Here is a 24,573-nt window from a genome sequence, read left to right as displayed (position 1 = left end):
CGGGGTGGGGGCGGGCGACTGCCCCGCACGCAACACCTTCGCGCCTCCGCGCCTCCGCGCGAACCCTCCTTCTTTCCACGCAAGCCTCCTGATGTCCGGCCAGCACAAAGGCGGCCTGCCGATCCTCAAGGACAATCAGGCCCGGGCCAGCGCGCCGGACCGCCATGTCTGGCTCTCCGCCTCGGCCGGCACGGGCAAGACGCAGGTCCTCGCCGCGCGCGTGTTCCGGCTGCTGCTGCGCGGCACCGAACCCGGCGCGATCCTGTGCCTGACCTTCACCAAGGCCGGCGCGGCGGAGATGGCGGGGCGGATCAGCGAACGGCTGGCGGCCTGGGTGCGGATGCCCGAGCCGGAGCTGAAAAAGGATCTGTTCGCGCTCGGCGAGGATCATCTCAACCCCGATCAGGTCGCCTATGCGCGCACCCTGTTCGCCAAGGTGCTCGATGCGCCGGGAGGGGGGATCCGCATCCAGACGATCCACGGTTTCTGCCAGGGGCTGCTTGCGGCATTCCCGATTGAGGCGGGGCTGGTGCCCGGCTTCCGCCCGCTCGAGGCACGCGAGGAATCGCTGCTGGCACGCGAGGCGCTGGCCGAGATGTTGGTCGCCGCCCCGGCGCGCGCGATCGAGATCGTCGGCCTGCTCAGTCTGAGGCTGGGCGAGGGCGAGGCGGAGAATTTCCTGCGGGCCTGCGCCCGCGCGCCCGAGGCGATGGCCAATCTGCCGAGCGAGATCGGCCCGTATCTGCGCCAGGCGATGGACCTGCCGGTCGGCGATATCGAGGCGGAGATCGGCAGCGCCTGCCACGACGACGTGTTCGATCACGAATCGCTCGATGCGGTCGGCGGGCACAATGCGACCTGGGCGACCAAAAGCGGCAAGGAGCGCGCCGCACTCGTCTCAGCCTGGCTCGAGCGTAGCCCTGAAGACCGTGCGGCGACGCTGCACGAACTGCACCGTATCTGGGCCAAGGCCGATGGCGACGTGCGCTCGTTTGGCAAGGGACAGGCGCCGCAGGATCCGGATTATGCCGAGCTGGCCGGCGGGCTGCACAGCACCTGTTCCGAACTGCTGTCGATGCGCACGCGCGCGGCCTATGCCGATCTGCTCGCCGATGCGCTCAGCGTCGGGCGGGTCTATGCCGCGGATTACGCCATGGCCAAAAGACGTGTCGGCGCGGTCGATTTCGATGATCTGATCCGCGCGACGGTCGATCTGTTTGACCAGCCGGGCATGGGCGAGTGGATCCGCTACAAGCTCGATCAGGTGACCGAGCACGTGCTGATCGACGAGGCGCAGGATACCAATGCGCATCAGTGGCGCATCGTCCGCGCCCTCTCCGACGAGTTTTTTGCCGGGCAGGGCGTGCATGCGCCGAAGACTCGCACGCTGTTCACGGTCGGCGACCAGAAGCAGGCGATCTTCGGCTTCCAGGGCACCGATCCGCGCAACTTCGAGGCGGCCGAGCTCTATTTCAGCCGCCGCGCGGAAGAGGCGCTGGGCGATGACGATACGGCACCCGAGGAGCGCGGGCTGCCGATGGCGCAATTATCGCTGACCCAGTCGTTCCGCTCGACCCGCCCGGTGCTCGAATTCGTCGATGCCGCGATCGACGCGATCGGCGCACCGGCGATGGGGGCGCAAGCGGTCGATGTGCATGCCAGCGAAGTGCCGGGCCCCGGCGCGGTCGAGCTGTGGCCACCGGTGGTGACGGGCGGATCGGACGAGGACGCCGAGGGCTGGGTGCCCGATGCGACGCGTGCGCTGGCGCGGCAGATCGCGCGGCAGATCCGCGACTGGCTGTATGGCCCGACGCCGCTGATGCTGGAGAGCAAGGGGCGGGCGCTGCGGCCGGAGGATGTGATGATCCTGGTCAAGCGACGCGGCGAGCTGGCCTCGCTGATCGTTGCGCGGCTTTATGCCGAGGGCGTGCCGGTGGCGGGCGTGGATCGCCTCAAGCTCAACGCGCCGCTCAGCGTGCAGGATCTGCTCGCCGCGATCCGCTTCGTGCTGCAGCCGGGCGACGACCTGTCGCTCGCGTCGCTGCTCGTCTCGCCGCTGATCGGCTGGACGCAGGACGAGCTGATGCTGGCGGCGCCGCGCGGGTCGGGCAGCCTGTGGGCGCATCTCGGCAAGACGCAGCCGCCCGAACGGCTGGCACCGTTGCGGGCGATGCTGGCGCGGGCCGATATCGCCACGCCGTATCGCTTTCTGGAGGAATTGCTCACCGGACCATTGAACGGCCGCCGCAAAATGCTGCGCCGGCTGGGGCAGGAGGCACGCGATCCGATCGAGGAATTGCTCAACGCGGCGCTGGATTTCGAGACGCAGTCGACGCCGTCGCTGCAGCGCTTCCTCGACTGGTTCGATCGCGGCGACGTCGAGATCGTGCGCGATCCGTCCGCGCCGCTGGATGCGGTACGGGTAATGACCGCGCATGGCGCGAAGGGGCTGCAGGCGCCGCTGGTGATCCTGGCCGACGCCACCGCCGATCCGACGCGCACGCCTTCGCGCGTGCTGAAATGGACGCCCGAGGGCGGCGCACCGATCCCGATCTTCCGGCCGCGCAGGGAAGAAGTCGGCGGGCCGTTGGTCGACGTGATCGAGACCGCGTCGGCGCGCGAGCTGGAGGAGCATTGGCGCTTGTTCTACGTCGCGGCGACGCGCGCGGAGGAACGGCTGGTGGTGGCCGGCGCGCTCGGGCCGATGGCCAAGGGCGTGCCACCGGAGCAGAGCTGGTATTCGGCGGCGGATCGCGCGTTCGGGGCGCTGGGCGTGACGCCCGCGGAACAGGCGCGGACGTTCGGCGGGCGCGAGCCGCAAAAGGCGGTGCCGCTGCGGCCGGCGTCGGGCGCGCCCGAGCCGGGGCCGGGCGCAGTGCCGGACTGGGCGCATGCCCCCGCGCCGATCGAGGCCAAGCCACCGCGGCCGCTGGCGCCGTCGTCGCTCGGCGAAGACGAAGTGTCGGATCCTCCGCCCTCGCCGGCGATGCGGCTGGCGGCAGAGCGCGGACGGCTGATCCATGCCTTGTTCGAACGCTTGCCGGCGGTGGCGCCCGAGGCGCGCGCGGCGGCGGGTGAACGCTGGCTGGCCGGGGCAGGCGGCGTCGCGGACGCCACGCTGCGCGCTGAGATCGTGGCGACGGTGCTCGCGGTGCTGAACGATCCGGCGCATGCCGCGCTGTTCGGCGCGGATGCGCTGGCTGAAGCGCCGATCGCGGCGGTGGTCGGCGACGGTGTGGTCGTGTCGGGGACGGTCGATCGCCTGCTGGTCACCGACGACATGGTCCGGCTGGTCGATTTCAAGACCGGGCGGCATGCGCCGGCGTCGCTCGTCGAGCTGCCGCCCTACCACCTGCGGCAGATGGCGGCGTACGTGCAGGCGCTCGGCGTGATCTTCCCCGGTCGCGCGATCGAGGCGGCGTTGCTCTATACATCGGGGCCGGTGCTGTTCGATCTGCCGGGTGATCTGCTCGATGCGCACAAGCCGGGCTTCGCCTGACGGGAGCAAAGCTTGCGCTCATGCGCTTGAGGAGCAACGCCCGCATCCCTAGATAGCGGTCAACGAAGGAGAATTCGACATGGCGACCAAGAAGATCACCGACGGCAGCTGGGACAACGACGTGCTCAAGGCCGATGGCCCGGTGCTGGTCGATTTCTGGGCGGAATGGTGCGGCCCGTGCAAGATGATCGGGCCGAGCCTGGAAGAGATTTCGGAGGAACTCGGCGAGCAGGTGACGATCGCCAAGCTCAATATCGACGAGAACCCCGATGCCCCGGGCCGCTACGGCGTACGCGGCATCCCGACGATGATCCTGTTCAAGGGCGGCGTGCCGGCCGCGACCAAGGTCGGCGCGGAGCCCAAGGGCCGGCTGAAGGCATGGCTCGAGGGCGAGCTGGCATAAGCTTTCCCGAGCGTTCGAGAAGGGCCGTGCGAGCGATCGCGCGGCCTTTTTCATTCGTGCTCCTGCGAACGCAGGAGCCCAGGGTTATCGGCGGCGGCGTATGCGGCTCTGGGCTCCTGCGTTCGCAGGAGCACTAGTTAGCATCAGGCGGGACGCACAATCTGGCCGAGCCGCGGGAAGTGCACCGCGACCCGGCCCACGCGAGGATCTTCGCGTAGCAAGACCAGGTCGCGCGGCGTGAGACGGGCAAGCGTGCCGGCGACCGGATCGGCGCCGGGATCCTCGGTGCGGACGGTCACCGCCTGCCCGGCGGTGAAGCCGCTATCGGCATCGACCTGTTCGGTCACTGCCGGCTCGGCAGTGCGGGCGATATCCAGCGCTTCCTCCGCCGTGGTGTCGATTGGCGTGCCGTGGCCGATCGCCTCGACCCGCGCGATCCAGGCGGCGACCTGCGGGAAGGGCGCGAGGCGCGCGTCCTTCAGCCCGAAATTGCCCTGGAACCACACGTTCATGCCGGCGGCGCAATCGGCATAGCCAGGCGCGTCGCCGCCCAGGAACGCGCGGCCATCGGCCAGCGCATCCTCGAGCCGCGCGAGCCAGGCAGTGAACTGCGCGATGAGGTGCGGCGCGGCCTGCTTGATACGATCGCGATCGAAGCCGAACAGCTTCTTGCGGTCAGCGATGAAGTCGTCCGGGATGCGATCGATGAACGGCGCCATTGCCGAGCTGACGGCGTGGCTGAACGTCGCGCCGCCGGCCTGCTGCGCGATCAAGGCGCCGAGCCGGCCGAGCGGGCCGGGGAAAAGGGTCGGGCCAGGCTGCGCCTCGATCGCCTCGATCACGATCGCGGTGTCGCAATAGATGTCGGCCCCGATCTGGAACACGGGCGTCTTGCGATAGCCGCCGGTGAGCGGGGTGAGATCGGGCTTGGGCGCGATGCTCGGAATGATCACCGAACGCCAGCGGGCGCCCTTGATGCCGAGCGCGAGGCGGAGCAGTTCGCTGTACGGCGAGCGGTCGTAATGGTGGAGGATGAGGTCGGGCATCTGGCTCTCCTGTTGTTATTTTCCTTCAAGCACGTACCCGCCGAACGCCGAAGATCAGTCGCGACGGAAGATGTCACGTCGCGCGGCGCGCGCCGTGATCCTTACGACCGGTAATCGGCGTTGATCGAGATGTAGCCGTGCGTCAGGTCGCAGGTCCACACCGTCGCCCGGCCTTCGCCGAGCCCGAGGTCCACGCCGATCTCGACGTCGCTGCCCTTGAGATGCGCGGCGACCGGGGCCTCGTCATAGCCTTCGACCGCGAGCCCGGCTTCGGCCACCTGCGTGGTGCCGAAGCGGATCGCCAGCTTGTCGCGCTCGGCGGGTTCGCCGGCCTTGCCGACCGCCATGACGACGCGGCCCCAATTGGCGTCCTCGCCGGCGATCGCGGTCTTCACCAGCGGCGAATCGGCGATCGACATGGCGATGCGGTGCGCGCTGCGGTCGCTGTCGGCGCCCTCGACATCGATGCGGATGAACTTGGTCGCGCCTTCGCCGTCGCGCACGACGAGATGCGCGAGCTGGCGGCATAGATCGGCCAGCGCCGCGGCGAACGCGTCGGCACCGTCATCGTCCGACGACGTGAGCGGGGCGTTGCCTGCCTTGCCGGTGGCGAAGGCGAGCACGGTGTCGCTGGTCGAAGTGTCGCTGTCGACCGTGATGCACGAGAAGGTCTTGGTATTGGCAGCGGCGAGGCAGCCTTGCAGAAATTCGCCGGACACTGCGGCGTCGGTGAAGATAAAGCCGAGCATTGTCGCCATGTCCGGCGCGATCATGCCCGACCCCTTGATGATGCCGACCAAATTAACCGTCTTGCCGTCCACAATCGCGGAAGTGGTGGCGGCCTTGGGGAAGGTGTCGGTGGTTCCGATCGTATTAGTCGCGTCCTGCCAGCTGCACACGTCTGCGACGAACGCGGCATCCAGCCCTGCCTCCGCCTTGTCGATCGGCAGTGGCACGCCGATCACGCCGGTCGAGGCGACGTAGATGTCGGAGGGCTGGCAGCCGAGCGCCTGCGCCGTGCGGGCGGCAATCGCCTCGACCGCGGCGCGGCCGCGCGCGCCGGTGAAGGCGTTGGAATTGCCGGCATTGACCACCAGCGCCCGGGCATTGCCGAGCACCAGCGCCTTGCGACACCATTCGACTTCGGGCGACGGGCATTTGCTCTGCGTCAGCACGCCGGCGGCGCTGGTGCCCGCATCGAACGTGACGAAGGTCAGGTCGCAGCGATCCCAGTTCTTGTACTGCGCCCGGGCAACGCGCGGCGTGACGCCGGGAATCGCCGGCAGCGTGGGGAAGGGCGAAGCAAGCGGGGAAATGGTCATGCCGCCCTCATAGATGGCGCAGGCGTTCGCGCAAATGCTCTGGCCGTCATGCGCGCGTATCGTGGCGCTTTGTGCCCTGCCAAACGCAGCAGGGCGTGCGCACGGAAGCGTGCGCACGGCGGTGCCGACCCACCGTCATTCCGGCGTGATCCGGGATGACGGTGGCTCGGCGCCCGGATCACGCCTGTGGCATGATGAGATATTTGGCGCCGGTCGCGCGCCGGTTGTACGCGGCGATCATCGCCGGTTCGATCGCCTGTTCCAGCGTGATGCGGCTGGTATAGGCGCTGGCGAACGTGGTCTTGAGTTCGGCGCCGACCTTGGCCCGCAACTTGGCGGTTTCCTCCTGGCCGACGCGCTGCAGGAAATAGGTCAGCAGGAAGCCGCCGATGCTCCACGACATGCCGAAGCCACGGCTGAGCTCGGTCGGCGCGGTGTTGAGCCCGCCATAGAGATAGACCTGCTTGTGCTGCGTCGAGCCATAGGGGCCGTTGGCCTTCTGCGTCTTGAGCGCTGCGGCTTCCATCGCGGTGAGGATCTGCCCGGCGAGGCGCCCGCCGCCGATCGCGTCGAACGCGAGAAAGGCCTGCGTCTCGCCGATCGCCTCGGTCAGCGACTTCATGAAATCCGGCTGCGAGGAATCGACGACATATTTCGCGCCGAGCCCCTTCAACAGATCGACCTGCTCCTGGCTGCGCACGATGTTGATCAGATCGATGCCCTCGGCGAGGCACAATTTGACCAGCATCTGCCCGAGATTGGAGGCGGCGGCGGTGTGGATCAGCGCCTTGAAGCCATCGAGCCGCATCGTGCCGACCATCGCCAGCGCGGTCAGCGGATTGACGAACGAGGAGGCGCCTTCTTCCGCCGAGGTGCCTTCGGGCACGACCATGCAGGCACTGGCCTTGGCGGTGCGATAGGTGGCGTACATGCCGCCGCCGGCGAGCGCGACGGTCTTGCCGAGCAGGGCCTGGGCGGCGGGCGCGCTGCCGGCCTTGACGACGAGGCCGGCTCCTTCGTTGCCGATCGGGATCGAGACGCCCTTCCGCGACGCGACGTGGCGCAGCATCGCTTCGGGGATCGCCGCCGAGGCGCTGTTCTCGCCCGCTTCGAACGCGTTGCTGTCGGCCACCGTCAGCATCACGCCCAGATCGGACGGGTTGATCGGGGCGGCATCGACGCGGATCAGCACTTCATCGTCGCCCGGCTCGGCCACCGGCACGGTGCGCATCGCGAGTTCGAGGCGGCCGTCCTCGGTGACGGTCGAGAAAAGCTGCTTGGCCGTGGTCGGTATGGTGTCGCTCATGGTCATCCTGCTCCTGCTGGCGTGAATGCGGTCGCGCTGGTGGCGGCCGTCGATCGAGGCCGGCATAGGGGGAGTGCGCGCGTCTTGCTAGTCTGGACGGGGGCGCACGAAAAGGGCGCCCGGATCGCTCCGGACGCCCCTGTCGTCAGTCACACCGCGGCTGAGCCGGGCTTAGTAGCTGTAATACATATCGAACTCGACCGGGCTCGGGGTCATTTCCCAGCGCGCCACATCTTCCATCTTCAGCTCGATATAGCTTTCGATCTGGTCGGCGGTGAACACGTCGCCCTTGAGCAGGAAGGCGTGGTCCGACGCCAGGTTCTCCAGCGCTTCGCGCAAGCTCGCGCAGACCGTCGGCACTTCGGCCAGTTCCTCCGGCGGCAGATCGTACAGGTTCTTGTCCATCGCTTCGCCGGGATGGATCTTGTTCTGGATCCCGTCCAGGCCGGCCATCAGCAGCGCGGCATAGCAGAGATACGGATTGGCCATCGCATCAGGGAAGCGCACTTCGACGCGCTTCGCCTTGGCGCCGGTGCCGTAGGGGATGCGGCACGAGGCGGAGCGGTTGCGCGCCGAGTAAGCGAGCAGCACCGGTGCCTCATAGCCCGGGACCAGCCGCTTGTAGCTGTTGGTCGACGGGTTGGTGAAGGCGTTCAGCGCCTTGGCGTGCTTGATGATTCCGCCGATGAAATACAGGCAGGTGTCGCTGAGGCCGGCATAGCCGTTGCCGGCGAACAACGGCGTGCCGCCGTCCCAGATCGACAGATGCGTGTGCATGCCGCTGCCGTTATCTTCCTTGATCGGCTTGGGCATGAACGTGACCGTCTTGCCGTAGGCCTGCGCGACATTGTGGCAGACATACTTGTAGATCTGCATGCGATCGGCAGTGGTGGTCAGCGTGCCATAGGTCAGGCCGAGCTCGTGCTGGCCGGCGGCGACCTCGTGGTGGTGCTTGTCGCACGGCAGGCCCATTTCGAGCATGGTCGAGACCATCTCGCCGCGGATGTCGACCGCAGAATCGACCGGTGCGCACGGGAAATAGCCGCCCTTGGCGCGCGGGCGATGGCCCAGATTGCCGCTCTCGTACGACGTGCCGGTGTTGGTCGGCAGCTCGATATCGTCGATCTTGTAGTAGGACGTGGCGTAGCTCGTCTCGAACTGCACGTTGTCGAACATGAAGAATTCGGCTTCCGGCCCGATATAGATCGTGTCGCCGATGCCGGTGGTCTTGAGATAGGCTTCCGAGCGCTTCGCGGTCGAGCGCGGGTCGCGCGCGTAGAGCTCGCCGGTCGATGGCTCGACGATGTCGCAGACCAGGATCAGCATCGGCGTGGCGGAGAACGGATCGGTCCAGATCGCATCGAGATCCGGCTTCAGGATCATGTCGGATTCGTTGATCGCCTTCCAGCCCTCGATCGAGGAGCCGTCGAACATGAAGCCGTCGTCCAGCTCGTCTTCGCCGACCACGCCGGCGACCATGGTCAGATGCTGCCATTTGCCCTTGGGGTCGGTGAACCGCAGATCGATCCACTCGATCTCTTCGTCCTTGATCATCTTCAGGACGTCTTTTGCCGTATTAGCCATAAACCCCATGCCCTTTCGTGTTCGATCGTTCGCCCGACAGAATCGGGAATATTGTTGCCGCGCGGCGCGACGCTTTCACCAAATGCTGCGTCGCGTCAAATGGCAGATTCAGATGGCGTCGTCGTTGCGTTCGCCCGTGCGGATGCGCAGCGCGGTCTCCACGGGAATGACGAAGATCTTGCCGTCGCCGATCCGCCCGGTGTGCGCCGCCGCAGCGATCGCTTCGACCACGCGCTCGGCGAGATTATCCTCGACGACGACCTCGAGCTTCACCTTGGGCAGGAAATCGACGACATATTCCGCACCGCGATACAGCTCGGTATGGCCCTTCTGCCGGCCGAAACCCTTGGCTTCGGTAACGGTGATGCCACTCACGCCGACTTCGTGCAGCGCTTCCTTCACCTCGTCCAGCTTGAACGGTTTGATGATCGCTTCGATCTTCTTCACGCAACTGCCCCTCGCTCCGGCGCAAAACGCAGCGCCCACGGCGCCGTGTTACAACAACCGTGCCAGTCGCGCGAGGGGGCCGATTGCAGGGGCGGCAGCGGCAAACGCCATGCGCAGATTGCCCAACGGCGGGGCACGGCGCGCCATGTGCCCGCTTTTGCGGCATCGTCGGGACGGCGGGTCCTGACCGCCTTGGTTGCATCCGCAGGCCCCGATCCGGCAGCAAAATAGCGCGAACACTATGCCAGCACTATGCGAAAGGCGGGAATCGCTCTCGAATTCAAACGCGCCGGCCGCCTAATTGCACAGCCTCAAGGCGCCGCATTTTCCTGCGGCCGCCACTCCGTTGGGGGCAGACATGAACTTCGCATATCCGGCTATCGCAGCAGCACTCCTCGCCATGCCGCTGGCCGCGCACGCCCAGTCGACCGCTGAGGACAAGGTCGCTGCGGACACCGCGCCGCCGCCCGCGATCACGGTCACCGGCTCGGTCGCGATCGCCTCCGACTACCGCTTCCGCGGCGTCTCGCAATCCGATCAGGAGATGGCAGTGCAGGGCGGCATCACGATCGCGCACGACAGCGGCTTCTATATCGGCACCTGGGCCTCGAACCTCGGCGGCTGGGGCACGTTCGGCGGCGCCAATATGGAGCTCGACCTGATCGGCGGCTACAAGGCCAAGCTGGCCGACAATGCCACGCTGGATGCCGGCCTGACCTGGTATGTCTATCCCGGCGGGGCGGACAAGACCGATTTCGCCGAGCCCTATGTCAAGCTGACCGGCACCACTGGCCCCGCCACGCTGACCGCCGGTGCCGCCTATGCACCCAAGCAGCAGGCGCTGGGCCGCTGGTATCGCACGGGCGCGGATGCCGCCGCCGGCGTCTATACCAACCCCGGCGCAAAGGACGACAATCTGTATCTGTGGGGCGACGGCGCACTCGCCATCGCCGGCACGCCGCTGACCGCCAAGGCGCATGTCGGGCATAGCTGGGGGCAGGACGGGCTCGGGCCCAACGCCACCGCGGTGTCGCCGACCGGCAGCTACTGGGATTGGTCGCTCGGCGCGGATGCCACCTGGCACAATCTGACGCTCAACCTCTCCTATGTCGGCACCGATATCTCGAACCGCGACGCCGCCTATCTCCGCCCGAGCTTCAGCAAGGGGCAGGACGGCGCTGGCAACATTGCCGGCGGCACGATCCTCGCCTCGCTCACTGCCGCATTCTGAGGGGACCGACTGATGGAAGACCTTCTGTGGATCCTCGTCATGGTCGGATTGGTGGCGTTGACGCTCGCCTATGTCCGCCTGTGCGACAACGCCTGAACGCGGAGACATCGACATGACGCTCGACCTCTGGCTCGCCGCGATCACCGCGCTCGGGCTGCTCTTTTACCTCGTGGCGGTCCTGATCCGCCCCGAACGCTTCTAGAAAGGAGCGCCTTCTCATGACCCTCCAGGGATGGATCCTGATCCTCGGTTTCATCGCCATTCTCCTCGTGCTGACCAGGCCGATGGGGACATGGCTGTTCGCCCTTTATGAAGGGCGACGCACGCCACTGCATGTCGTGCTCGGCCCCGTCGAGCGCGGCGTCTACAAACTCTCCGGCATCGATCCGAAGGCCGAACAGGGCTGGCGGCGCTACGCGCTGCACATGCTGCTGTTCAACGCCGCGCTGATGCTGCTGACCTATGTCGTGCTGCGCCTGCAGGGCGTGCTCCCGGGCAATCCGCAGGGCCTCCCCGGCCTGTCGGGGCATCTCGCCTTCAACACCGCGATCAGCTTCACCGCCAACACCAATTGGCAGAGCTATGGCGGCGAATCGACCATGTCGAATTTCAGCCAGATGTTCGGGCTGACGATTCACAACTTCCTCTCGGCGGCGACCGGAATCGCGCTCGCCTTCGCGCTGTTTCGCGGTTTCGCGCGGCGCTCGGCGACCACGATCGGCAATTTCTGGGCCGATGTGACGCGCGTCACGCTGTATGTGCTGCTGCCGCTCTGCGTGCTGCTCACGGTGTTCTACATCGCCAGCGGCGTGCCGCAGACGCTAGCCGGCACGGTCGACGTGACGACGCTGGAGGGCGCCAAGCAGACGCTCGCGCTCGGCCCGGTGGCGAGCCAGGAAGCGATCAAGATGCTCGGCACCAATGGTGGCGGCTTCTTCAACGCCAACAGCGCGCACCCGTTCGAGAACCCGACCGCGCTGACCAACCTGGTGCAGATGCTGTCGATCTTCCTGATCGGCTTTGGCCTGACCTGGACGTTCGGCAAGGCGGTCGGCAACACGCGCCAGGGCTGGGCGATCCTCTCGTCGATGCTGATCCTGTTCCTGATCGGCGTCGGGGTGACCTATTGGCAGGAGGCTGCAGGCAACCCGATCGTCCACCAACTGGGCATCGCCGGCGGCAACATGGAGGGCAAGGAAGTCCGCTTCGGCGTGGCCGCCACCGCGCTCTTCTCGGTCGTCACCACCGCTGCCTCGTGCGGCGCGGTCAACGGCATGCATGACAGCTTTACCGCACTCGGCGGCATGATCCCGCTGATCAACATGCAATTGGGCGAGGTCGTGATCGGCGGCGTCGGCGCCGGCATCTACGGCTTCCTGCTGTTCGCCATCCTGGCGGTGTTCGTCGCCGGGCTGATGGTCGGCCGCACGCCGGAATATGTCGGCAAGAAGATCGAGAGCCGCGAGGTCAAGCTGGCCGTGCTGGCGATTGCCATCCTGCCGCTGATCATCCTCGGCTTCACCGCGATCAGTTCGGTCGTCGCCGCCGGTCTTGCCGGGCCGCTGAACAAGGGGCCGCACGGCTTTTCGGAGATCCTCTACGCCTTCACCAGCGGTGTCGCCAATAACGGCTCGGCATTCGCCGGGCTGACCGCCAACACGCCCTATTACGACGGCATGCTGGGTGTCGCGATGTGGCTCGGGCGCTTCTTCATCATCCTGCCGATGCTGGCCATCGCGGGCAGCTTGGCGGCGAAGAAGTACACGCCGGAAAGCGCGGGATCGTTTCCGACGACCGGCGGCCTGTGGGTCGGTCTGCTCGTCGGCACGATCCTGATCCTGGGCGGCCTGACCTTCCTGCCGAGCCTCGCGCTCGGTCCGATCGCCGATCATCTCGCGATGATCAGCGGCAAAACCTTCTGACGGGACCTGGCCACATGGCACGCACCGCGAATAAGTCGCTTTTCACCGCTGACCTGATCGTTCCGGCGATCGGCGACGCTTTCCGCAAACTCGATCCGCGGCAGTTGATCCGCAACCCGGTGATGTTCGTCACCGCCGTCGTCGCTGCCTTGATGACCGTCCTGCTCGTGATCGGGCAGGACAATCTCTCGATCGGCTTCAAGCTCCAGCTGGTCGTCTGGCTGTGGCTGACCGTATTGTTCGGCACCTTCGCCGAGGCGCTGGCCGAAGGCCGCGGCAAGGCGCAGGCGGCGAGCCTGCGCGCGACCAAGGCCGAGCTCACCGCGCGGCGCATGAAGGGCGACCAGGTCGAGCAGGTGCCGGCCAGCGCGCTGCGCGCCGGCGATATCGTGCTCGTCACCGCCGGTAGCGGCAATGGCGGCGATCTGATCCCGGCGGATGGCGAGGTGGTTTCCGGCGTGGCCTCGGTCAACGAGGCCGCGATCACCGGCGAGAGCGCGCCGGTGATCCGCGAGGCGGGCGGCGATCGCTCGGCGGTGACCGCGGGCACGCGCGTCATCTCCGACGAGATCCGCATCCGCGTCACGGTCAATCCGGGCGAGGGGTTCCTCGATCGCATGATCGCGCTCGTCGAGGGCGCCGAACGGCAGAAGACGCCTAACGAGATCGCGCTGACGCTGTTGCTCGTCGGCCTGACGATCATCTTCCTGATCGCGGTTGGTACGATCCCGGGCTTCGCCTCCTATGCCGGCGGCAGCGTGCCGGTAGCGATGCTCGCCGCCCTCCTGATCACACTGATCCCGACGACCATCGCCGCCTTGCTCTCGGCGATCGGCATTGCCGGCATGGACCGGCTGGTGCGCTTCAACGTGCTCGCCAAATCGGGCCGCGCGGTGGAGGCGGCGGGCGATATCGACGTGCTGCTGCTCGACAAGACCGGCACGATCACGATCGGCGATCGCCAGGCGAGCGAATTCCGCGCGGTCGGCGGCGTCAGCGACGGCGAGCTGGCCGAGGCGGCGTTGCTCGCCAGCCTGGCCGATGAAACCCCCGAAGGCCGCTCGATCGTCGTGCTGGCGCGCGAAAAGTTCGGCGTGACGCTCGCCGAACTGCCGGCGGGCGCGGAGGTCATTCCGTTCACGGCACAGACGCGCATCTCGGGTGTGCGTGCCAACAGCGCGCTGATCCAGAAGGGCGCGGTGGATTCGATCCTGCGGGCCAATCCGGGGGCAGGGCAGACCGCCGCCGCCACCGAACTGCGCCGCGCCACGGACGAGATCGCCCGCGCCGGCGGCACGCCGCTGGCGGTGGCCAAGGACGGCCGCCTGCTCGGCGCGGTCTTCCTCAAGGATATCGTCAAGGCCGGCATCCGCGAGCGCTTCGGCGAACTGCGCACGATGGGCATCCGCACGGTGATGATCACCGGCGACAACCCGCTCACCGCCGCAGCGATCGCCGCCGAGGCCGGGGTCGACGATTTCCTCGCCCAGGCGACGCCGGAGGACAAGCTCGCGCTGATCCGCAAGGAGCAGGAAGGCGGCAAGCTCGTCGCGATGTGCGGCGACGGCACCAACGATGCGCCGGCGCTGGCGCAGAGCGATGTCGGCGTGGCGATGAACACCGGCACGCAGGCGGCGCGCGAAGCGGGCAACATGGTCGATCTCGATAGCGATCCGACCAAGCTGATCGAGATCGTCGGCCTCGGCAAACAGCTGCTGATGACCCGTGGCGCGCTGACCACCTTCTCGGTGGCGAACGATGTGGCGAAATATTTCGCGATCATCCCGGCGATCTTCGTCGCGCTCTATCCCGGGCTCGGCGTGCTCAACGTGATGGGCCTGTCCAGCCCCGGCAGCGCGATCCTCTCGGCGATCATCTTCAACGCGCTGATCATCCCGCTGCTCGTGCCGCTCGCGCTCAAGGGCGTGAAATACACGCCGATGGCGGCCGGGCCGCTGCTCGCGCGCAACCTCGCCGTCTACGGCCTGGGTGGCCTGCTCGCCCCGTTCGTCGGGATCAAGCTCATCGATCTGGCGGTCGGCGGGCTGGGGCTGGCGTGATGGCACACCTTTCGCGCCCTTCCCCGGCGGAGGCCGGGGCCCAGCTGTGGGACGATCATGAGCCGCGGCAGCGCTCCGTTGCCGCCGCCTTCCCGACTGGGCCCCGGCCTTCGCCGGGGAAAGGCACCGCTTTAGAAGGAATACCGCAATGACTTCCGACATCAAATCCGCGCTCCGCCCCGTGCTCGCCATGACGATCCTGTTCGCGCTGCTGCTCGGGATCGTCTATCCTCTGGCGATGACGGGCATCGGACAGGCCATCTTCCCCCGCCAGGCCAATGGCAGCCTGGTCACGCAAGGCGGCAAGGTGGTTGGTTCGACCGTCGTCGGCCAGGCGTTCACCAGCGAACGCTATTTCCAGACCCGCCCATCGGCCGCCGGCAAGGGCTATGACGGGCTCGCCTCGTCCGGCTCCAACCTCGGCCCCACGTCGCAGGCGCTGGTCGATCGCATCACGGCGGATGTCGCCAAGCGCCGCGCCGAAGGCGTGGGCGGCGCGCTGCCGGCCGATCTGGCCACCGCATCCGGCTCGGGGCTCGATCCCGATCTGTCGCCGGCATCGGCGTTCGCGCAGGTGGCTCGCGTCGCGCGTGCCCGCAACCTGCCGGCGGAGCGCGTGCGCGCGCTGGTCGCGGCGCAGGTCGAAACGCCGTTGCTCGGCATTCTCGGCGATCCGACCGTCAACGTGCTGGCGCTCAACCGCGCGCTGGATGCCAGCGGCGGATGACCACGGACACGGACCGACCATCTCCCGAAGCCCTTCTGCGCCAGGCGGCGCAGGAGGGCCGCGGCCGTTTGAAGATCTTCCTCGGCGCCGCGCCCGGCGTCGGCAAGACGTTCGAGATGCTGTCGGAAGGCGCCGAGCGTCGTCGCGCCGGCGTCGATGTGGTGATCGGCGTGGTCGAGACGCATGGCCGCGCCGAAACCGCGGCGCTGATCCGCGGGCAGGAAATCGTGCCCCGCCGCGCCGTCGCCTATGAAGGCCATGCGATCGACGAGATGGATCTCGACGCGATCCTGGCGCGCGCGCCGCGGCTCGTGCTGGTCGATGAACTCGCCCACACCAACGCGCCGGGCAGCCGCCACCCCAAGCGTTACCAGGATGTCGAGGAGCTGCTGGCGGCGGGGATCGACGTCTATTCGACGATCAACATCCAGCATCTCGAAAGCCTCAACGATATCGTCGCGTCGTTCACGCGGGTGCGCGTGCGCGAGACGGTGCCCGACAGCGTGCTCGAACAGGCCGAGATCGAGGTAGTCGATATCCCGCCCGACGAGCTGATCGAGCGGCTGAAGGACGGCAAGGTCTATCTGCCGCACGAGGCGACACGCGCGCTCTCGCACTTCTTCTCCAAGTCCAACCTGTCGGCGCTGCGCGAACTCGCGCTGCGCCGCGCCGCGCAATCGGTCGATGCGCAGATGCTCGAGCATGTCCGCGCGCTCGGCGTCGGGGGCACCTGGGCCGGCGGCGAGCGGATCGTCGTCGCGATCAACGAGCTGCCGGGCGCCGATGGCCTGGTGCGCGCGGCGAAACGCGTGGCCGACGGGCTGCACGGGCCGTGGACCGCGCTGTTCATCGAAACGCCGCGCACCGCGCATTTTACCGACGAACAGCACCGGCGCGTTGCCGCGGCGATGACGCTCGCCACCCAATTGGGCGCCGTCGTCGCCACCGTCCCGGCGGCGTCGGTGGTGGAGGGCATTCGTGGCTTCGTCGATCACGCGCGCGCCACCCAGCTCGTCGTGGGCAAGTCACGACGCTCGCGCTGGTTCGAACTGTTGCACGGATCGGTGGTCGACGGCCTGATCCGCGAGACTGCCGGCGTTACGGTGCACGTCCTGCCGATGGAGGAAGAGGCCAGGGGACGCGCGCGCGACTGGCGGCGCGGCAGAACCGGCTGGGGGGCGCCGAGCGGCTATGCCATCACGGCGGGGCTCATCGTCGTGATCACCGCGCTGGCCAGCGCGCTGTTCCATGTGCTGAACCTCGGCAACGTCGCCTTGCTCTATCTGCTGCCGGTGATGGTCGCGGCGAGCCTGTTCGGCCTCAGGACCGGGCTGTTCGCCGGGATCGTCTCCAGCCTGGCGTACAATTTCTTCTTCCTGCCCCCGGTCGGCACGTTCAGCGTCAACAATCCCGAGAACCTCATCTCGATCTTCGTGCTGCTCGGCGTCGCGATCGCCACCAGCCAGCTGACCTCGCGGGTCCGCGCGCAGGCCGATCTGGCCTCGGCCAGCGCGCGTACCAATGCCACGCTCGCCGGCTTCCTGCGCCAGTTGAGCAGCGTGAACGATCCCGCCGAAGCCGCCCGGATGATCTGCGAGGACGTCTCGCGGGTATTCGACGTGCAGACGCTGTTGCTCGGCCCGATGGCGGGGGCCGGCCTGACCGTGCAGGCCGCGAGCAACCCCGCCTATCGGCTCGACACGATGGATCTGGCGGCGGCGAACTGGGCGTTCGACAACGGATCGTCTGCGGGCAAGGGATCGGGCACGCTTGCCGCATCGGAATGGCTGTTCACGCCGCTCAAGGCCGGTGAACGGACCCTGGCGGTGATGGGGGTCGCGCGCGACGATGCCGGGGATCCGGTGCGCGCCGATCAATTGCCGCTGCTCACCAGCCTGATCGACCAGTCGGCGCTGGTGCTCGAACGATTGCGTCTCGAAACCGAGATGCGCGATGTCGATGCCGTGCGCACGCGGGATCGGCTGCGTGCCGCCTTGCTGTCGTCGGTAAGCCATGATTTCCGCACGCCGCTGACCGCGGTCATCGCCGCTGCCGATGCGATGGATCACGGCGCGACGCCCGAGCTGATCGCCACGGTCAAGAGCGAGGCGGCGCGGCTCAACCGGTTCGTCGGCAATCTGCTCGATATGGCGCGGGTCGAGGCGGGGGCGCTCAAGCTCAATGTCGAGGCGACCGACCTCAGCGATGCCGTGGCCGGCGCATCGCATGATGCGCGCCGGGCGCTCGACGGGCATGATCTGCTGCTCGACGTGCCCCCCGATCTGCCGCTGGTGCGGGTCGATCCGCACCTGCTCCATCATTGCCTGCTCAACCTGCTCGACAATGCCGGCCGCTATGGCGATCCGGGCACCCCGATCGTGATCGAAGGGCGCCACCATTACGGGCAGCTGCGCCTGTCGATCATCGATCTGGGCCCCGGCCTCCCGCCCGGGCGCGAAGCCGAAGTGTTCGAGACGTTCCGGCGCATCGAAGGCTCGGACCGCGCGATCGGCGGCACCGGTCTCGGCCTCGCCATCGTCAAGGCATTCGCCGAAGCGATGGGCATGACCGTCGAGGCGAGCAATCGCGGCGACGACACCGGCGCCGCCTTCACGCTTGTCTTCCCGACCAACCTGATCGTGCGCACCGCCGCACCCGAAAGCGCCATCTGATGCCTGCCAAGATACTCGTCGTCGACGACGAGATCGCGATCCGCAAATTGTTCCGCAACACGCTGGAGCGCGCCGGCTATGCGGTGGTCGACGCGATGGACGGACGCGCGGCGCTGGCCGTGGCCGCGGCCGAAGCGCCGAGCGCGATCCTGCTCGATCTGGGCCTGCCGGACCGCGATGGGCTGAGCCTCATTCCTTTGCTGCGGCTGAACGGGGATGCGGTGATCCTGGTCGTCTCGGCGCGCGACGCGACCGACGAGAAGGTCGCGGCGCTCGATCTCGGCGCCGACGACTTCGTCTCCAAGCCGTTCGATACCGAAGAGCTGCTCGCCCGCCTGCGTGTCGCGCTGCGCCACCGCGGCGTTTCGGAAACCACGCAGCGGGTCGTCCGCAAGGGCGATCTGACGATCGATCTCGATCGCCGCCTGGTCTGCCGCGACGGCGCCGAACTGCATCTGACGCGCAAGGAGCATGACGTGCTCGCCGTTCTCGCGCGCCATGTCGGCCGCGTCGTGACGCACGACCGGATCATCGCCGCCGCCTGGGGCGGGGATGAGGATGCGCGGATCGAATATCTGCGCATCGTGATCCGCAACCTGCGCCAGAAGCTGGAATATCCGGGCCCGGTGGGCAGCGTCATCGCCAACGAACTGGGGGTCGGCTATCGCCTGCGCGGCGACAGCTGAGCGATCGGCCGCCGCCCCGGGAATGCCGACATCAGATCAGGCCCATCAGCCTGGCGCGATACAGGCAGGCGATCGTGAAGCTGTCGGCGATGCGGCCATCGCGGACGGCGGATTCGCCGTCGGCCACGCTCATCTCCCGCGTCGAAACCCCGGGCTCGGTCTTCCACCCGCGCGGTGGGATTTCCGCCGCGAACAGCGAAACCTCGACGGCGAGCAGCCCCGAATCCGGATACAGCAGGCCGATCGGGATCAGCCGCAACGGGGTAACGCCGAGTTCCTCGGCCAATTCGCGCTCCGCGCATGCCGCCGCCGTCTCCCCCGGCTCGCCGAACCCGCGCGGGATTTCGAGTAGCCGGCGCCCGAGCGCGTGTCGCGGATGATCGAGCAGAACGATGCTGCCGCCCACGAAGGGCAGGATGGCAGCGCCGGGCGCGCCGCTCTGCGGGGCGACGATCCGCAGATAGGACGTCTCCTGGCCGGATGGCGTGCGGACACGATCGTCGATCAGCAATAGATGCTCGTTCCGCGCCCTGACCGCGCCACCGGGCAGCAGCGGGTAGCAGTCGGGCGCGCGATCGGTGAACAGTGCGGGGCGCTCGATCCGAAGCGCCTCGTATTGCGCGTGTGCATCACGCTCCGGGGCGTCAGCCAATTTCAGCCTCCAGGGTCGGCGCGCCCGGCGCGGCAGGATTGACCGGCCCGGTATCGATCCGCCTCTGATCGAGCTCGGCGCGGAATTTCTGCATTGTCGCGGCGCCCCCGGTCAGCTTGAGTTCCGGCAGGCGCCACGCGGCGAAGGTGCCGCCGAGCGGATCGATCCGCATGGCAAGATGGCGCAGCGGGCGTTCGAGCACCGATTGCAGCACGCCGCTGGCCATATTGCCGGCAAAGGACCCGTCCGGTGTGCCGGGAAAGCAGGCGCCGACGGCGGTGCCGATCGCTGCGCCGAAGCACAGGCTGCCGGCCTGCGCGATCAGCGACCTGGCCTGCGTCCGTCGCTGCCGCAGGGCGCCATGATGTTGGTACAGGTAGCTGGACAGCGCGGCGGACCGGTCCAGCGCCTCGCCCAGCGCCGTCTCGACCGCGCTGAAGAAGGCGGCCTCCGACACGCTGGTGTCCAGCGTTTGCAAGTCGGATACCGCCCGGACATAGCGTCGCCACGTCGAATGATCGCGGATGCGGACGACCTGATCGAGCGACAGGGTGCCGAGGTGTGGAACGGTTTGTTCGCGGTGCTGGCGGTCCTGCATGGTGACCGCCAGCGCGGCGATGGCAGCGGCCAGATCGGGTGTCGCCTCCCTGCCGCGTTGCGGCGTCAGCCCGGCGTCCGCGAGAAGATCGGCCGACACGGCTCCCGACGGCGTCACGTTGTTGAGGCCCAGGGCACCGGCCATGTTCGCGTTATAGATCAGATCGATCAGCTGTTTGATCTCGCAGGCGAACGGCTTGGCGACATCGATCGCGGTATCGACCACGTCCGACCCGTCCTGCACCACCAACCGTTCGTACAATTGCCGCCGGGTCGGCGCATCCCGCGCAATCGGCAGCAATATGTCACGCAGATAGCGGCCGAACGCCGCGACATCCTCGTCCGAATGACGGCGCGACAGATCGCGCAGAAGATCGGGGCGGCCGGTCTCGGCGACGGTGGCGAGCCGCTGTGCAAATCGCGTCGCCAGCCGGTCCGATCGCAACTGCCGATCGATCCGGTCGTCCCAGTCGAGCCGCACGCAGCGCGGCTCGGTGCGCTCGCACACCCGGTTCCAGGCCGAGGCGGCATCCGCGTTCATCGCGCCGCTGTCCACGCTGCCTTTCAGCGTCGGATCCTCGTCGCTGTACAGATAGGCGACGATCGCGCCGTCATCGATCAGCTTGATGATCGCGGTGTCGTCGGCCTCATCGTTCGGCGGCGCAAGCTGTTGCATCACCTCGGTATTCTGCAGGTAGGTGCGATTGACGACGACCTGCTCGGCCGACAGCAGGCACTTGGCGAACTCGTCGAGCACGCAGGAAGTATAGTGCTGCCTGAACCCCAGGCTTTTGGACAGCAACGTGCCACGATCGATATACTGATCGTCGAGGCACGACGCGGCAACGGCATTGCGATGCAATTGGTCCGGCGTCATGGGGCGAAAGATTCCGCTCGAATTGGTGCGCGAATAGCGCCGACGTTCCACCTGCATGACGCATCGTAACATCGCGCGGGCCATAAAACGAGCGGCACGGGCCGGCCCGCGCACGCGGGTCAGGGGGCAGGCGGGTTTCGCCGATCGGCTGGCGCGGTCGGCATCGGAGCCGCGATACGGCTCGGCACGTCATGCGCGGAGACGTGGTTGAGCGTGATCACCCAGCGGCCATCGATCTTGCGGAACAGCCGCGTGTTGACGCCTTCCGCAGCGTGCGCCGGCCGCTCGAGATGGTAGCGGCCGACCAGCATCGCCGCGTCGCCGGACAGCATGTCGACCTTCATGTCGTAGAAGTGCAGCGTGCCGCGGGTGGCGGGAGACGATCCATAGTCGCGCACATAATGGTCCAGCGTCCCCTGCCAGCCATCCTGGAACTTTCCGCCCGAGACGAACACGACGTCGGGGTTGCGGAACCCCGCCATATAGCCGCGAAAATCGCCACGATTCCACGCTGCCTCCATCTGCGCGATCACCCTCAGGATCGCGCCACGATCCTGTTCGGGGCCGGCAAGCGCAGGCCCCGACAGACACAGCGCGGCGGTGGCGACCAAAGCTCGAATCCTGTTCATGCGCACAACAGACACGCATCGTGCACGCCGATCAACCGCGGAATGGCGATCGCCCGGGTCAGGCGTCGAGCACCTCCGCGATCTTCGCTGCAAGCTGATCGATGCCGAACGGCTTCGGCAGGAAGTTCGTGCCCGGATCGAGGATGCCGTTATGCACCACCGCATTGCGGGTATAGCCGGTCGTGAAGACGATCTTCATCTTGGGCAGCAGCGGGGCGGCGCGATCGGCGAGCTGTCTACCCGTCATGCCGGGCATGACGACATCGGTGAACAGCAGCGTGACGTCCTGCCCGGCCTCGATTATCGCCAGCGCCTCGGCGCCGCTCGCGGCGTGCAGGACGGTATAGCCGAGCTCGCGCAGCGCCTCGACCGAGTTGTTGCGCACGCGTTCCTCGTCCTCGACGACCAGCACGATGTCCGACGGCTTGCCCTGCCGCAGCGTGGCCGGCGCGCTACGCACCGTCGTCGGGGGTTCGTCACCCCAGAAGCGGGGCAGGTACAGCTTGAAGGTCGTGCCATGTCCCACCTCCGAATAGACGCGGACATGGCCGCCTGACTGGCGCGCGAAGCCGAACACCTGGCTCAGCCCCAATCCGGTGCCCTTGCCCACCGACTTGGTGGTGAAGAAGGGATCGAAGGCCTTGGCCATCACGTCGGGCGACATGCCCGTGCCCGTGTCGCTCACCGCGATCTGAACATACTGGCCCGGCGCCAGCTCCGCCTCGTGCGCATAGGCATCGTCGACATAGGCGTTGCTCGTCTCGATCGTCAGCTTGCCGCCTTCCGGCATGGCGTCGCGCCCGTTGACCGCGAGATTGACGATCACGTTTTCCAGCTCCGCGGGATCGGCCTTCGCCTTCCACAAGCCTGCGCTCAGGATCGTCTCGAGCTGCACCAGTTCGCCCAGCGACCGGGCGAGCATCTCGGCGAGGCCGGCCACGAGTTTGTTCGGCTCGATCGCCTTGGGCGAAAGCGGTTGCTGGCGCGAGAAAGCGAGCAGCCGCTGCGTCAGCGTGGCGGCGCGCGTCGCACCCTCCATCGCACCGTCGAGATATTTGCCGACATCGCTCTCGCCCCTGGCAAGCCGGCGCTGCGCGAGATTGAGCCCGCCGATGATGATCGCGAGCATGTTGTTGAAGTCGTGCGCGATCCCGCCGGTAAGCTGCCCCAGCGATTCCATCTTCTGCAGCTGGCGCAGCTGGCTCTCGGCAGCGGACCGGCGATCGGCTTCCGCCTTGATCTCGGTCGTGGCCTCGGCGAGCGCCACGCTCTGCTGGTCGACGCGCTGGCTGAGCCGGAGCAGCGCCTCGGCGCGCTCCACCGCCAGCCACGTCATTTCCGCCACTTCCTTCACCAGCGAAATTTCCGCCGGCGTCCAGTGCCGTACCTCGGCATGATGCAGGTAGATGCCGGCCTGCCAATGGCCAGCGTTCATCAGCGGCACGCACAGACCGGCCAGCACGCCGTCTTCCGCATAGGCCAGCAGGTCGCCGTCATTGTCGTGGCGGCTATCGCTGAACACCAGCGTCTTGCCGCGGCGGCGGCGCTGCTCGGCGCGCGCGCCAAACGCGCTTACCGCCTGCACGCCGGTCAGCGGGGCAAGCGTGCCATCGGTCCAACTCCCGCCATGGCGCATCTGCTTCACGCCGAGCAGCCGGTAAAAGCCGGCGCGATTCACGCCGAGCCGTTTGCCCAGCGCCTCCGAGGAAATGCGGATGATCGTCTCGGGATCGGTCGCCACACGTTGGCGCGCCGTCAGGTCGATCACGAAGTCGCGTTCGGCCTTGGCGGCGCGGATCGCCAGTTCGGAGGTCATCCGATCGGTAATGTCGTAGCTGACCCCGGGGAAGCGCTCGCAACGGCCGTCCGCGCCGGCGATGCATCGCCCCTGCGCCGATACCCAGCGGACACGCCCCTCGGCGTTCAGCAGGCGATATTCGGACCGGAAGCTGCCGCATCGCTCGACGGCATCCAGCACCTCGCTTTGCACCCGCGACAGATCGTCGGGGTGAATGCCGGCAAAAAATTCGGCGATCGACGCACCCGCGGCGGCCTTGTCGGGGTCGATGCCGTACAGCGTGGCGAACCGGGTGTCGGCGGTCACGCGATCGGCAAGGACGTCCCAGTCCCAGATGCCGATGCTGTTGCCCGCCGACAAGGCAAGGTCCAGCCGCTCGGCCGCCGCCGCCCGTTCGCGTTCGGCCACCACCCGCGCGGTCGTCTCGCCGGTGACGCACAGCAACCCGGCGATCTTGCCCGCGTCGTCGAAGACGGGCGAGTAGGTGAAGGTCCACCAGCTCTCTTCCGGCCGTCCTTGCCGGCTGAGGTCGAGCCGCATGTCGGTAACCGTGCAGCTTTCGCCCGCCAGCGTCGTCGTCACCAGCGGCTCGATGTCGCTCCAGATGCTCGCCCAGACGTCGCGGAACGGTCGGCCCAGCGCCGTCTCGCTGCGATAGCCGAGGATCGGGCGATAAGCGTCGTTGTAGAAACACAGCAGGTCCGGCCCCCAGGCCAGGAACATCGGGGTGGGGCAGGCGAGCAGCAGCGCCAGCGTCGATCGCAAGGCGGGCGGCCATCCCTCCCGCGGGCCCAGGGGCGATTGCGCCCAATCATGCTCGGCCATCTCGCGAGCCAATGTCTTTTCCGTGATCATGCAGCGACTTACATCTGAGTTGTTGGCGCTTCCTACCAGCTAGCGCGAGGCGGGAGAAGAGCCGCCCGACTAAGATCGTTTCGGAAGTGGCTTGCCCAGGCCGCATCACGATTGGCGTGAGCGCCGCTGCTGCGGCCCGCCTTGCCCTCTGCGCCCGACGATCGGATGCTCGATATCGGTAAACGGGCGTCGTTACGTTCGAACAGCGCCGCTTTGCGAGCGCCCCGCAAGGTCGACCCGGCATGCGCGCAACAGCCTGG

Annotated in this window: 18 protein-coding genes; 9 read left to right on the top strand and 9 right to left on the bottom strand. The window is 67.5% G+C overall.

What is annotated here, in order from left to right:
- Positions 1-91: 91 nt before the first annotated feature.
- Together addA and trxA are read left to right on the top strand one after the other, a co-directional pair.
- Positions 92-3,499, top strand: coding sequence for a double-strand break repair helicase AddA (gene addA / locus NV401_RS15340; protein WP_261295322.1), 3,408 nt, complete (start codon positions 92-94; stop codon positions 3,497-3,499).
- A 79-nt stretch (positions 3,500-3,578) separates the two neighbouring features.
- The gene (trxA, locus tag NV401_RS15335; RefSeq protein ID WP_261295321.1) at positions 3,579-3,902 is read left to right on the top strand and encodes a thioredoxin TrxA; all 324 of its coding nucleotides are present in this window, start codon (positions 3,579-3,581) and stop codon (positions 3,900-3,902) included.
- A 143-nt stretch (positions 3,903-4,045) separates the two neighbouring features.
- On the opposite strand, the gene NV401_RS15330 is transcribed toward trxA, so the two are convergent.
- From NV401_RS15330 to NV401_RS15310, 5 genes are all read right to left on the bottom strand, one after another.
- Positions 4,046-4,948, bottom strand: a complete 903-nt coding sequence (locus NV401_RS15330) for a glutathione S-transferase family protein (protein ID WP_261295320.1) — start codon at positions 4,946-4,948, stop codon at positions 4,046-4,048.
- A gap of 101 nt (positions 4,949-5,049) precedes the next feature.
- Positions 5,050-6,270 (bottom strand): bifunctional glutamate N-acetyltransferase/amino-acid acetyltransferase ArgJ, encoded by a 1,221-nt coding sequence (gene argJ / locus NV401_RS15325; RefSeq protein WP_261295319.1) that lies wholly within the window; start codon positions 6,268-6,270, stop codon positions 5,050-5,052.
- 178 nt (positions 6,271-6,448) lie between these two features.
- Positions 6,449-7,576, bottom strand: coding sequence for a zinc-binding dehydrogenase (locus NV401_RS15320; protein ID WP_261295318.1), 1,128 nt, complete (start codon positions 7,574-7,576; stop codon positions 6,449-6,451).
- Positions 7,577-7,747: 171 nt separating this feature from the next.
- Positions 7,748-9,160, bottom strand: a complete 1,413-nt coding sequence (glnA, locus tag NV401_RS15315) for a type I glutamate--ammonia ligase (RefSeq protein ID WP_261295317.1) — start codon at positions 9,158-9,160, stop codon at positions 7,748-7,750.
- A gap of 108 nt (positions 9,161-9,268) precedes the next feature.
- On the bottom strand, positions 9,269-9,607 hold the full coding sequence (locus NV401_RS15310; protein WP_261295316.1) for a P-II family nitrogen regulator: 339 nt from the start codon (positions 9,605-9,607) through the stop codon (positions 9,269-9,271).
- A gap of 358 nt (positions 9,608-9,965) precedes the next feature.
- On the opposite strand from NV401_RS15310, the gene NV401_RS15305 reads away from it, so the two are divergent.
- The 7 genes from NV401_RS15305 (at position 9,966) to NV401_RS15275 (ending at position 18,905) form a co-directional block, all read left to right on the top strand.
- On the top strand, positions 9,966-10,838 hold the full coding sequence (locus NV401_RS15305) for a TorF family putative porin (protein ID WP_261295315.1): 873 nt from the start codon (positions 9,966-9,968) through the stop codon (positions 10,836-10,838).
- A 112-nt stretch (positions 10,839-10,950) separates the two neighbouring features.
- Complete coding sequence (kdpF, locus tag NV401_RS15300) at positions 10,951-11,040, top strand: K(+)-transporting ATPase subunit F (RefSeq protein WP_066489609.1); 90 nt, start codon at positions 10,951-10,953, stop codon at positions 11,038-11,040.
- Between the two features lie 16 nt (positions 11,041-11,056).
- A complete protein-coding gene (kdpA, locus tag NV401_RS15295) occupies positions 11,057-12,760 on the top strand; it encodes a potassium-transporting ATPase subunit KdpA (RefSeq protein WP_261295314.1) in 1,704 nt (567 codons plus the stop codon).
- A 14-nt stretch (positions 12,761-12,774) separates the two neighbouring features.
- Complete coding sequence (gene kdpB / locus NV401_RS15290; RefSeq protein ID WP_261295313.1) at positions 12,775-14,820, top strand: potassium-transporting ATPase subunit KdpB; 2,046 nt, start codon at positions 12,775-12,777, stop codon at positions 14,818-14,820.
- Between the two features lie 148 nt (positions 14,821-14,968).
- A complete protein-coding gene (kdpC, locus tag NV401_RS15285; RefSeq protein WP_261295312.1) occupies positions 14,969-15,547 on the top strand; it encodes a potassium-transporting ATPase subunit KdpC in 579 nt (192 codons plus the stop codon).
- Complete coding sequence (locus tag NV401_RS15280) at positions 15,544-18,219, top strand: sensor histidine kinase (protein ID WP_261295311.1); 2,676 nt, start codon at positions 15,544-15,546, stop codon at positions 18,217-18,219. Before kdpC ends, NV401_RS15280 begins: the two co-directional genes overlap by 4 nt.
- The gene (locus NV401_RS15275) at positions 18,219-18,905 is read left to right on the top strand and encodes a response regulator transcription factor (protein WP_261295310.1); all 687 of its coding nucleotides are present in this window, start codon (positions 18,219-18,221) and stop codon (positions 18,903-18,905) included. Before NV401_RS15280 ends, NV401_RS15275 begins: the two co-directional genes overlap by 1 nt.
- 31 nt (positions 18,906-18,936) lie before the next feature.
- On the opposite strand, the gene NV401_RS15270 is transcribed toward NV401_RS15275, so the two are convergent.
- From NV401_RS15270 to NV401_RS15255, 4 genes are all read right to left on the bottom strand, one after another.
- On the bottom strand, positions 18,937-19,557 hold the full coding sequence (locus NV401_RS15270; RefSeq protein ID WP_261295309.1) for an NUDIX hydrolase: 621 nt from the start codon (positions 19,555-19,557) through the stop codon (positions 18,937-18,939).
- Entirely contained in the window at positions 19,550-21,031 is a 1,482-nt protein-coding gene (locus tag NV401_RS15265) for a hypothetical protein (protein ID WP_261295308.1), read from the bottom strand. The genes NV401_RS15270 and NV401_RS15265 overlap by 8 nt, the downstream gene beginning before the upstream one ends.
- A 119-nt stretch (positions 21,032-21,150) precedes the next feature.
- The gene (locus NV401_RS15260; RefSeq protein ID WP_261295307.1) at positions 21,151-21,660 is read right to left on the bottom strand and encodes a YybH family protein; all 510 of its coding nucleotides are present in this window, start codon (positions 21,658-21,660) and stop codon (positions 21,151-21,153) included.
- 58 nt (positions 21,661-21,718) lie between these two features.
- Positions 21,719-24,313, bottom strand: coding sequence for an ATP-binding protein (locus tag NV401_RS15255; protein ID WP_261295306.1), 2,595 nt, complete (start codon positions 24,311-24,313; stop codon positions 21,719-21,721).
- Positions 24,314-24,573: the final 260 nt, after the last annotated feature.

This window comes from Sphingomonas hylomeconis (assembly GCF_025370105.1).
Classification (GTDB): Bacteria; Pseudomonadota; Alphaproteobacteria; order Sphingomonadales; family Sphingomonadaceae; genus Sphingomonas; species Sphingomonas hylomeconis.
Note: the sequence above shows the minus strand (reverse complement) of the source record. Positions and strands in the feature narration are given on the sequence as shown.

Excerpts from the sequence above, each read along its gene's own strand:
- addA (WP_261295322.1), top strand. The coding sequence starts at position 92 with ATGTCCGGCCAGCACAAAGGCGGCCTGCCGATCCTCAAGGACAATCAG.
- trxA (WP_261295321.1), top strand. The coding sequence starts at position 3,579 with ATGGCGACCAAGAAGATCACCGACGGCAGCTGGGACAACGACGTGCTC.
- NV401_RS15330 (WP_261295320.1), bottom strand. The coding sequence starts at position 4,948 with ATGCCCGACCTCATCCTCCACCATTACGACCGCTCGCCGTACAGCGAA.
- argJ (WP_261295319.1), bottom strand. The coding sequence starts at position 6,270 with ATGACCATTTCCCCGCTTGCTTCGCCCTTCCCCACGCTGCCGGCGATT.
- NV401_RS15320 (WP_261295318.1), bottom strand. The coding sequence starts at position 7,576 with ATGAGCGACACCATACCGACCACGGCCAAGCAGCTTTTCTCGACCGTC.
- glnA (WP_261295317.1), bottom strand. The coding sequence starts at position 9,160 with ATGGCTAATACGGCAAAAGACGTCCTGAAGATGATCAAGGACGAAGAG.
- NV401_RS15305 (WP_261295315.1), top strand. The coding sequence starts at position 9,966 with ATGAACTTCGCATATCCGGCTATCGCAGCAGCACTCCTCGCCATGCCG.
- kdpF (WP_066489609.1), top strand. The coding sequence starts at position 10,951 with ATGACGCTCGACCTCTGGCTCGCCGCGATCACCGCGCTCGGGCTGCTC.
- kdpA (WP_261295314.1), top strand. The coding sequence starts at position 11,057 with ATGACCCTCCAGGGATGGATCCTGATCCTCGGTTTCATCGCCATTCTC.
- kdpB (WP_261295313.1), top strand. The coding sequence starts at position 12,775 with ATGGCACGCACCGCGAATAAGTCGCTTTTCACCGCTGACCTGATCGTT.
- kdpC (WP_261295312.1), top strand. The coding sequence starts at position 14,969 with ATGACTTCCGACATCAAATCCGCGCTCCGCCCCGTGCTCGCCATGACG.
- NV401_RS15280 (WP_261295311.1), top strand. The coding sequence starts at position 15,544 with ATGACCACGGACACGGACCGACCATCTCCCGAAGCCCTTCTGCGCCAG.
- NV401_RS15275 (WP_261295310.1), top strand. The coding sequence starts at position 18,219 with ATGCCTGCCAAGATACTCGTCGTCGACGACGAGATCGCGATCCGCAAA.
- NV401_RS15265 (WP_261295308.1), bottom strand. The coding sequence starts at position 21,031 with ATGACGCCGGACCAATTGCATCGCAATGCCGTTGCCGCGTCGTGCCTC.
- NV401_RS15260 (WP_261295307.1), bottom strand. The coding sequence starts at position 21,660 with ATGAACAGGATTCGAGCTTTGGTCGCCACCGCCGCGCTGTGTCTGTCG.
- NV401_RS15255 (WP_261295306.1), bottom strand. The coding sequence starts at position 24,313 with ATGATCACGGAAAAGACATTGGCTCGCGAGATGGCCGAGCATGATTGG.